Here is a 7,195-nt window from a genome sequence, read left to right as displayed (position 1 = left end):
AACCATGCCGCGCATCGCCCCCAGCCGGATAGAGGCAATCTGCCGAGTACTCGGCTGTACGCCTGGTGAGCTAATTGAAATTAAAGACGACCCAATTGGGTAACTAGCTATGACTAACGAAGAACTAGCAGCACAGCAGCAGATTAATACAGCCAACATTGCCGACCTGATTACACTCTCGGAAAACGTGCTTAACGCAGCGCAACTGAATACAACAGCAATCGCTCAACTGACTGACAAAATTGACGAGACCAATCAGCGGTTTGAAGTTTTACGAAGCGCGGCGATCGCAGACCGACAGCGCTCAGACGAGCGATTTGATCGGATGCTTCCAGAGTTGCGTGGCATTGCAGGACGTATCGACAATTTAGAAGGAACGGACTAGCAGACTAAGAAAAACAACTAGTAGACAGAAATCCGACGCAACTTACAATCGCTGTCTGGAAGCCTTGCATATCTTATGTAACTTCACTCTTTTTCAAAAGCTCAGAAGTTACATAAGATAGCCAGAAGCAGAAACCGTGATCGCCTATAAACTCAGGCATAGCTGTAGCTTTCGCGGCAATGCAACTACAGGCTCTGCTTCTGGCTGAACTGCCGGACAGTATCGCGCATACCCACAGCTTCGGCATTGCTGACCACACCGCGCCTGCCACCCCTCCTCTTCTCTCAACCCTCGGGCTAGCTCACCGATGACCGTCTGCACCTGCTGCTTATGTACTTCGGTGGCTTCATAGCTGACGCGATCGCCTGTCCGAAGAAACAACAACGTCATCTGCTTGAGCGATTGTCCATAGCGTTGCTCTAGCGCTAGATAGTATAGTCCAAGCTGTAGGTCTATCTCGTTAGCAGACGGTAGCTGCGGTGACTTCGCACTTTTGTAGTCAATCAGCTCTAGTCCACCATCAACGAAATCGATGCGGTCGTAGCGACCGACTAGCTTGAACTCGATGTCGTTTGCTTGCAACGTTCCCTGTAGCCGTCCTTCTGTCGCCAGCGGTCGCTGCATTGTTCCTACAGGAACTAGCTCACGCTCGTAGTACTGCTGCATAAGCTGCCAACTGTCTGCTAGCTGCTTATCAGTCAGACCAGCGTTGTTGTTCTCCCAGCACTGCTGCAACCACGCATCGGACGGTAGCGGTTCCTGGTAGTGCCAGTCCTGATAGAACTGTGCGAGTGCCGCGTGTAGAGCGGTACCCAGTGCAGCTGAGGCAAACGCACTGCGCGCTTTCAAACCGCACTCATAGCGGAAGTAGTATGCCTGCGGGCAACGAGCGTACGACTTGAGCTTGGTGGCGGAAAGGGGATAAGCCATACCCCGTATTTTACTGGCTGGTGATGGTTTTAAATCTTATGTAACTACTAATGTCTATGTAGTTACATAAGATTTATTCGGATAGGCGCTTCAGTTCTTTCCCGATGTACCAACTCTTCAGCTTTTGTCCCTGCTTCCGGTAGGCATACCAGTAAGGTCCGTGCAGCTCTCCTTCCGTGACACATCGGCATTTTTCCTTGCCGCACTTCACTAGTTCCAGCTGATAGGTAACTCTGCCTGTCTGCTTCGTTTCAATAACTTCTCTTTCTTGCTTCGGCTTTACCTTTGGTGGCTTCTCATCCTCTGCAATCTGCTCATCCAACCACATTCTTAGCGCCTGCTTCTCTTCGAGCGATAGACGCTGTATCTGCTTATAAAGGCGCTCACGCTTAGAAGCCATAACGAAAAAATCTTATGTAACCAATGCAATTGCGGAAAAGAATGTAGTTACATAAGACAGAAAGCAGCAAGCGGTGTGAAGTCTTATGACTAACAAAAGTATAGCATGTACTACTCACTATAGAGATAGCTGCATATGGCTACTAGTCATAGGTCGGCGCGATAGAATAACACTGGTATACAGTAGTAGCAGTATGGCAAGACCGGGCGGCAATCCACAGATAAGCGACTATAGTTTTGAACAGAAGCACGAGTGGTCGCAACCCTGTTCAGCGATTAAGTCTTTGCGGATGCCCGAAGCGATGAAGGTGGCTGTCTCTGAATACTTACCTGACTGGCAAGAAGTTTGCAGGCGGGCGATCGCGCGTGAACTGCCCGCAGACATCGCACAGGAGTTAGGCTGGCCTTTTGTAGAAGATTGACGTTTGACAGGCGTCGTTGGAGTGCTCCTACATATATTCCAGTGTTTGCTTCAAAAGAGCCTCATTGGCATCGGTAACAGAGCGATCGCCGTTTTCCATCATAGAGATCAAACCTTGGCTGATACCTGTGATCCTGGCTAACTTTCGCTGACTCCATCCTTTAGCTTTTCGCATCGTCTTTATCTCAGTGCCCGTTAGACGAGTTATCGAGAGCTGAACGCTATCACTTTTGTCAGCAGCTCTCGCCTGCACATCTTCTAGCTGAGCAAGCGCCCAATTTTCAGGAAGCCTTATCTCTAAGTGTGCTTCTAGCAACTGATTGAAAAAGCCTCTTGGCCTACGATTATGTGAACGGCCAAAGCCTGAAGGCTGGATGTCAGCAGGGTATGACGCATCGTCAAAGTGAATCTGCCAACCGCGATCATGTAGTGCCAGGAGATCTTCATCCCAGGTATTTGTCAGCTTTTTTCTGAGCTGGTTATCGCCTTTCGCGTCTTCTACCCTTTGCGCACCGTAAGCGACTTCCATTAGCGTACGTACAGGAATTGAAAACAGCCGACTCAGCTGAGCTTTAAACAATAGCCAGACCATCAGCCTAGCTGCACCTGCTCTGTGCTGCCACAGACTCATCACACTCTCTAGAAGAGCTTGAGAAAGAACGCCTTTACTACTAGACAAAGTAGACTCTTTCATGTCTTCCTCGTTGAGAAAATACTTTGCCCAGAGCCCTGCTTTGACAACAAATGACATTCCGGTAACTTGCTTTTCTCCAAAGAGATTCTGCTGATAATGGTAGCGGGTTCCCAGTAAGTGCCACAAGCGACCTTCTTCTACCGTAAACTTCTTGCGCTTTGCTTCTCCTGGCCAGGAGATAAAAGTTGTTATCTTACAAGGCTGCTTTACTATCTCCTCGATTAAGGCCAGCTTCTCTTGCCGATTCTTATCAGTCCTTTTTTGTAATCCTAAATATGCTTCAATTTGCCGATCGCTAATTACAAGTTCCTGCTCCCAGGATCGCTCCATCTGCGAGGCGTAGGCAGCAAAGATCAGATGCATACATGCAGCGCGAGTATCAAAGGTATCGATTACAGCCAGCGCAGCTGCACCCGCTAACGTAGAAGGATTCTCTTCTTCTGTGTTATCAGCTACTCGAAAGCAAATTACCCCATCGCCATCATTGACATCTCGGCTGTAGATCAGCTTCCCGTCAGGATCTGTCTTCCAAGGCAGCTGCTTGCGCTGAGTGAGAATATTACTTGCCTCCCATATGGGAAGCGAGGGTGAAACTTTCGTAAGCCCTCCTGCCTCAAACAGATCTGGACTCGACTGGGGGGGATCGCTCTGCCTTGAAAATACCTCCCTTCTAGCTGAGGTGGTTTTAGAGCCTTTACCTTTGGTACCTACTGTCTGACCCATATCTAACGACCTAGGTTAGCTACTTAGACTAGATAAACACGATTGATGTGGGAGATTATAGCTCCTCACTCAAAACAGTCCCTGTGGTCACACGCATCTCTCTGTTTTCCCTCACGTAGCGTTCATACGTAGCACTTAAGAATCGACTTGTCACTACTCCTAAAAGCTACGGTGTGTATAGAATCAGACGTAAAGCATCAGAGATTATAGTCCTGATTACAAAAGAATCTAAACCCTAAGCCTGATTACAGATCTATCTAGAACCTAAGACCAGTAATTCGCGCACTTTTGGTTGGGATCATCCCTGATTGCAAGGCTTTTCTGGCATCCGTTGCACAAAAATATAGAGAAGCGATTACAAAAAGTCATAAACCTCAGTCCTAATTGCGTAGTTTTATATGATGTCTAAGCCCAGATGATTACAAAAATAGACAATTACGCCTGTGATTACATCAATTTTCTAGTGCCTAACCCCGAAAATGCAGAGAAGCGATTACAAAAAGCTCTAGAACCCGAATCTGATTACATTGTTTCTCTAGTGTCAAGGACCAAAGGATTATCCAAATGATTACAAAGAAAGAGTAACTCACCTACGATTACATCAATTTTCTAGAGCCTAGACCCAAACATAGATCATAATGATTACAGAAAGCTCTAGAACCCGAACCTGATTACGCCGTTTCTCTAGTGCTCGGACCTATTCCATTTAGCTAGTCGACAAGAAGCTCCGCGTTCTATCCGTAGGATGAATGTCGGGGAGAGTAATCGGGAGTTGGCCCCTATAAGCACTTTCGATTACAACTGTTCTCTAGAACCCGAGCCTAAAGATTCTAGACCCTGGGTCCGAACTTCTCTAGAGCCTCGACCCAACTAGCCCTATGCTTTGTACTGGTTGTCGTAGGTTTGAAAGTATCTAACCTATCTCCAACTGAAGAAAGCGATTACACAAGCTGTTGATGACAGCTGCTTTTCTAATCTATTTGTAATCATTTGCTTTGTTATATGTAACTGAGTTGTTGGCTTTTTAGTTCCCACGAACTAGGGCAGCTAGCTATCTTTTACTTTGACAACAGCTCAGTATGGTTTGCTCTAAAACCAACACCTTTCAGTATGTTCAAGAACGCGGTGAAGAGTTCCTTGCGTTATTTCCACACCGCTATGACTTTATCTACGCGCCACATCCAAACCCACAAGAAAGACCAAACTGGAAGTCCGAAAGCCGCTACCCATTATCAGACAGGCATCTGCTCAAGGGAGAGTACCTCTACGGCGTTCGCTTTGAGAGCGAGACCCAGTATTATCTAATCGATATAGATCGCCACAGTCCTTACCATCCCCGAAATGCACCGCTCGCCCTAGCACGTTTGTTCGCAGCACTTGAACCGCTAGGAATCACCGATCACATCGCCTGCACGTCAAGTGACAGCGATGGTTTACACATCTATTTTCCGATAGCAAAAGCCTTCAACTCTTGGAAACTTGCCAAGGCGATTTCGATTGCATTAGAAAATTCGGGCTTCAAGCTAAAGCTTGGCCAGCTGGAAATATTTCCTAACCCCAAAGCCTACACCACAGACAAGACACCGAGCCTTTTTAATGCCCACCGGCTACCGCTACAAATGGGTTCGTACATCCTAGACAAACAGCTGCAACCAATTAATAACTCACCAACACATTTTGTTCGCATGTGGCAGTCGTGTCAGAGAAGGAACGTACTCAACAGCCGTAAGATCAAAACGCTGTTGAAGAAAGCTAAGCAAATTAGCTACCAGCTTTCTAACAATGCCAGCAAATTCTTAGGTGATCTCAACACGGAAATAGAAGAGGGCTGGACGGGGTACGGTCAAACTAATCGGTTGCTGGGCCGCATCACCATGCGATCATTTATCTTCAACCACATCACAGACGGTGGAGAGCCACTCGAAGGAAAAGCACTTATCAACAAAATCGTCTCTACAGCCAAAGTGTTACCAGGATACAAAGACTGGTGTCGCCATCAGCACGAGATTGAAGAGAGAGCAACCGAATGGGCTAGGTGTATAGAAAATAGCCACTACTTTGCCTACGGCACAGCTAGGGGAAAGTACAAGGAGCTATCGGCATCTAATCAGGTAGATAACGAACTGAATTACAACCAACAGCAGGCACAAGAAACGCAGACCAAGATTACGAATGCCGTTCAAGACCTATTAGAGCAAGGCACTTTGCCAGATAAAGCAACAGCTAGATTCAAAAGCTTGTTGAAATACAACATCGGTGGCGCTTCACTGTATCGCTATCGCGAGCTATGGCATCCAATCGAGCTATCAGCAGAGTCAGAGAACAATTACGCGGAGTCCGAACTTCAAAATACGGAGACTGAGGGCGCCTGCACTGAGGGTGCTAGCGCCCTCAGAACTCCTACAAGCTTATTACCCCAAAATGATAGTAATAAGCTTGTAGGTAAGGGTTTAGGCGATCCGAAGACATCGGCTGAGTCAGCTGAGGGTAATAATTCTGCTGAGTCGGCTCAAGCGATTCGAGATCGGATTAGGACGCAGCTAGCAGATGCTCAGAAAGCTCGAAGGTCTGCGCAGGAAGCTTCCGTTCCTCTGGTTGATAAGACTGCGACCACAAGCCATAGGCGTACATTACAAAGAATGCAGGAGTTTTTACTCTCAGGTGAGCCTATCTTGCTGATTGAGGTAGGTCATTGGCTAGTGAAGCAGCCGTCGGAAAGACGCAGCGAGCTAGCATCTCATGGTGACTGTGAGCTGAGGGAGCTTATTTTAGATCTGGCCCAGATTGCAGAATGCTTGGTTCAAATGAATGTATCTCCTTGGTTAGTGAGAGCTGAGCTTGAGGAAGTCTATCAAAAGTCGCTGATTTTAGATTTGACAGCCTTTGAGCGTCAGTGCTGGCTGAGTTCGCTTATTCAAAGACTTTGATGCTCTCCCCCTAACCCTACGGGCATAGTCGGAGATTCTTGTTTACAGACTCTTAACTCGGCAGCAGCCGAAGCCACCGCCCTGTAAGCTACGCATAGGCCGAGCACTAGCCGATTCTCCGGTAGGTCTTGCGGCTCGACGCCTCTCACCGCTAAACACGCTGTACTATAGTTGGAGTCCCCTTGAGGAAAAAAGATGGCGGATAAGGTAGAACCCTCGACCGAGAGAACTAAGACGCGACTATCCCCGTCTTCAACGAAGCAAGACGGGGCAGGATAGCGGGCTAAGGTAACAATGGCGGACTTAGCCATAAACATGATTTTCGATATAGCGTTGCAACATTGAAAGGGGCGCTCCCCCAGCCGACCTTAGATATAGCTGTTTCCCCCATAATCCTTTTGGAATATAGGGTTTTATCTCGGCGGCAAATTCACGACTAACAATGCGGCTGCTGGCAGACTTGAGCGACCCACACAAATGAGACCAATTGTTGTCAGGGTGCATATCTACTAACAAGTGAACATGGTCAGACTCACCGCCAAACTCCAACAACGTACAACGGTTTTTAACTAAGACGTTTGCACAGACTTCCTGAATACGACTGCACATTGCAGGCGTAAGTACTTTGCGCCTACACTTAGTAACAAAATAAGCATGCGCTTGAATGCTATATATGCAGTGATTCCCCTTGTTGTAGGCAGTTTTCATCTATGCGC

9 protein-coding genes are annotated in these 7,195 nt (G+C 47.4%); 4 read left to right on the top strand and 5 right to left on the bottom strand.

Going from position 1 to position 7,195, the window contains the following annotated elements:
• Positions 1 to 4: 4 nt before the first annotated feature.
• Together S7335_RS29630 and S7335_RS23770 are read left to right on the top strand one after the other, a co-directional pair.
• Positions 5 to 103, top strand: coding sequence for a helix-turn-helix domain-containing protein (locus S7335_RS29630; protein WP_083785172.1), 99 nt, complete (start codon positions 5 to 7; stop codon positions 101 to 103).
• Between the two features lie 6 nt (positions 104 to 109).
• A complete protein-coding gene (locus S7335_RS23770; protein WP_006458491.1) occupies positions 110 to 385 on the top strand; it encodes a hypothetical protein in 276 nt (91 codons plus the stop codon).
• 144 nt (positions 386 to 529) lie between these two features.
• Here S7335_RS23770 and S7335_RS23765 read toward each other — a convergent pair whose 3' ends face one another.
• Together S7335_RS23765 and S7335_RS23760 are read right to left on the bottom strand one after the other, a co-directional pair.
• On the bottom strand, positions 530 to 1,315 hold the full coding sequence (locus tag S7335_RS23765; RefSeq protein WP_038020046.1) for a PD-(D/E)XK nuclease family protein: 786 nt from the start codon (positions 1,313 to 1,315) through the stop codon (positions 530 to 532).
• Between the two features lie 73 nt (positions 1,316 to 1,388).
• Positions 1,389 to 1,715, bottom strand: coding sequence for a DUF6788 family protein (locus S7335_RS23760; protein WP_006458652.1), 327 nt, complete (start codon positions 1,713 to 1,715; stop codon positions 1,389 to 1,391).
• Positions 1,716 to 1,908: 193 nt separating this feature from the next.
• On the opposite strand from S7335_RS23760, the gene S7335_RS23755 reads away from it, so the two are divergent.
• Positions 1,909 to 2,136, top strand: coding sequence for a hypothetical protein (locus tag S7335_RS23755; protein ID WP_006458560.1), 228 nt, complete (start codon positions 1,909 to 1,911; stop codon positions 2,134 to 2,136).
• A gap of 27 nt (positions 2,137 to 2,163) precedes the next feature.
• Here the strand turns inward: S7335_RS23755 and S7335_RS23750 are convergent, their stop codons facing one another.
• Positions 2,164 to 3,552: a helix-turn-helix domain-containing protein gene (locus tag S7335_RS23750; protein ID WP_006458514.1), complete on the bottom strand. Its 1,389-nt coding sequence runs from the start codon at positions 3,550 to 3,552 to the stop codon at positions 2,164 to 2,166.
• Between the two features lie 1,079 nt (positions 3,553 to 4,631).
• Here S7335_RS23750 and S7335_RS23745 point away from each other — a divergent pair.
• A complete protein-coding gene (locus tag S7335_RS23745; protein ID WP_006458678.1) occupies positions 4,632 to 6,479 on the top strand; it encodes a hypothetical protein in 1,848 nt (615 codons plus the stop codon).
• Here S7335_RS23745 and S7335_RS23740 read toward each other — a convergent pair.
• Both S7335_RS23740 and tnpA read right to left on the bottom strand, forming a co-directional pair.
• A complete protein-coding gene (locus tag S7335_RS23740) occupies positions 6,467 to 6,790 on the bottom strand; it encodes a hypothetical protein (RefSeq protein WP_038020044.1) in 324 nt (107 codons plus the stop codon). The two genes, S7335_RS23745 and S7335_RS23740, sit on opposite strands and share 13 nt — an antisense overlap.
• Positions 6,783 to 7,187 (bottom strand): IS200/IS605 family transposase, encoded by a 405-nt coding sequence (tnpA, locus tag S7335_RS23735; RefSeq protein ID WP_006458627.1) that lies wholly within the window; start codon positions 7,185 to 7,187, stop codon positions 6,783 to 6,785. Before tnpA ends, S7335_RS23740 begins: the two co-directional genes overlap by 8 nt.
• Positions 7,188 to 7,195: the final 8 nt, after the last annotated feature.

It is taken from the genome of Synechococcus sp. PCC 7335, from assembly GCF_000155595.1.
Lineage (GTDB): Bacteria > Cyanobacteriota > Cyanobacteriia > Phormidesmidales > Phormidesmidaceae > Phormidesmis.
Note: the sequence above shows the minus strand (reverse complement) of the source record. Positions and strands in the feature narration are given on the sequence as shown.

Coding starts and splice junctions, on each gene's coding strand:
- S7335_RS23760 (WP_006458652.1), bottom strand. CDS start 1,715: ATGGCTTCTAAGCGTGAGCGCCTTTATAAGCAGATACAGCGTCTATCG.
- S7335_RS23745 (WP_006458678.1), top strand. CDS start 4,632: ATGGTTTGCTCTAAAACCAACACCTTTCAGTATGTTCAAGAACGCGGT.
- S7335_RS23740 (WP_038020044.1), bottom strand. CDS start 6,790: ATGGCTAAGTCCGCCATTGTTACCTTAGCCCGCTATCCTGCCCCGTCT.
- S7335_RS23770 (WP_006458491.1), top strand. CDS start 110: ATGACTAACGAAGAACTAGCAGCACAGCAGCAGATTAATACAGCCAAC.
- S7335_RS29630 (WP_083785172.1), top strand. CDS start 5: ATGCCGCGCATCGCCCCCAGCCGGATAGAGGCAATCTGCCGAGTACTC.
- S7335_RS23755 (WP_006458560.1), top strand. CDS start 1,909: ATGGCAAGACCGGGCGGCAATCCACAGATAAGCGACTATAGTTTTGAA.
- S7335_RS23750 (WP_006458514.1), bottom strand. CDS start 3,552: ATGGGTCAGACAGTAGGTACCAAAGGTAAAGGCTCTAAAACCACCTCA.
- tnpA (WP_006458627.1), bottom strand. CDS start 7,187: ATGAAAACTGCCTACAACAAGGGGAATCACTGCATATATAGCATTCAA.
- S7335_RS23765 (WP_038020046.1), bottom strand. CDS start 1,315: ATGGCTTATCCCCTTTCCGCCACCAAGCTCAAGTCGTACGCTCGTTGC.